Raw genomic sequence first — 1,624 nt, forward strand, 5'->3', positions numbered from 1 at the left:
GGCTACTATCGTCATGGTCACCCACGATCCAGTAGCAGCTAGTTACTGCAGCCGTGTCATCTTTATCAAGGACGGACAAATATATACTGAATTAAATAAAGGTGACCAATCAAGGCAGGCGTTCTTCAAAGATATTATGAAAACCCAAGGTGTCCTGGGCGGTGTCCAAAATGAACTTTAATCAGCTCATGCTGCGAAATCTCAAAAAGAATATTAAAAATTACTACTTGTATGTATTTGCGCTTGTTTTCAGCGTCGCTCTTTATTTCGCTTTTGTCACACTTCAATATGACCCAGCATTAGATCAAACAAAGGATGGAATAAAAGGAGCAGCCTCCATCAAGGCAGCTTCCGTTTTACTCATTGCCATTGTCTCTATTTTTCTAATGTATGCAAACAATATTTTCATCAAAAGAAGAAGTAAAGAAATCGGATTATTTCAACTAGTTGGGATGACCAAGAACAAAATTTTCCGCATCCTCAGTACTGAAAATTTCATCATTTATTATGGTTCGTTAATGATAGGTGTTTTCCTTGGTTTTTCAGCCTCTAAGCTGATGATTATGATTCTGTTTAAGATAACCCAGATTAACGGAATCGCAACTCTTCACTTCTCTGGCACTGCGTTTATTCAAACGCTGATTGTATTCTCAGTTATCTATGTAATTATTATGCTGCTGAATTATCTTTTCATTAAACGACAAAGCATTTTATCTTTGTTCAGAGTCATTTCATCTTCAGAAGGAAAAATAATGAAGTTATCTGTCTGGGAGATGTTGATTGGCATCCTTGGTGTTATTCTAATTAGTTCAGGATATTATGTTTCCTCCCTGTTATTTGAAGGAGATTTTACAACGATGAATGAACTGTTCCTGGCTATGATATTCATATTGGCTTCAGTAATTATTGGCACCTACCTTTTATATAAAGGATCAGTCAGTTTCATTGCCAACCTGATTAGAAAACAGAAGGACGGCTATTTAAATATAAACGAAGTACTATCGCTATCCTCAATCATGTTTCGCATGAAATCAAACGCTGTTTTATTAACGATTATCACCACCGTATCAGCGCTGGCGATCGGCTTATTGTCATTAAGCTACATCTCTTATTATTCTGCAGAGAAGATGGCGATCAATAATGTTCCGGCTAATTTCGCGTTTACCAATACAAAATCTGCTGATGATTTTAAAGCTGTTTTAGTGTCGGAAGATATCGCTTTTAGTGAAAATAGAATTGAAGTTCTGCATGCATTAATGAACGCTGAGGAAATCATTGGTTTAAAAATGGAGGAATATACGCAGGATCCTAAATCAATGGGTGTTTCGGTTATTAGCGATAAGTCTGTTAATTTTGATGTAGCAAAAGATGAGGCTTATTTAATGGGCTACAGCGATATTATGATGAAATTCATATCAATGAAGGAGTCGGGCCCTATTGAGATAAAAGGAAAAACAACAGCCCTGCCGTTAAATTATATTGGTATGAAAAAGGAATACCCTGTTTCAAGGTATTTTGGCAGTTCTCCTGTTGCTGTGGTTGATCAAAAAGTATTTGATTCAATTATGGGAGATTTAGATTCATCCTTACAATATGAATCCTCCCTTTATATCGGTATTGATGT

Annotated in this window: 1 protein-coding gene and 1 pseudogene; both read left to right on the forward strand. The window is 36.2% G+C overall.

The features are described from left to right. Positions 1-181: pseudogene (locus WB217_RS10565) on the forward strand (bacitracin ABC transporter ATP-binding protein); the annotation flags it as partial. Continuing rightward, the coding region (locus WB217_RS10570; protein WP_423993192.1) for an FtsX-like permease family protein at positions 171-1,624 on the forward strand (1,454 nt) is incomplete at its 3' end. The pseudogene WB217_RS10565 and the gene WB217_RS10570, both read left to right, overlap by 11 nt.

The sequence above is a fragment of the Mesobacillus sp. genome, from assembly GCF_049588175.1.
Classification (GTDB): domain Bacteria; phylum Bacillota; class Bacilli; order Bacillales; family Cytobacillaceae; genus Mesobacillus.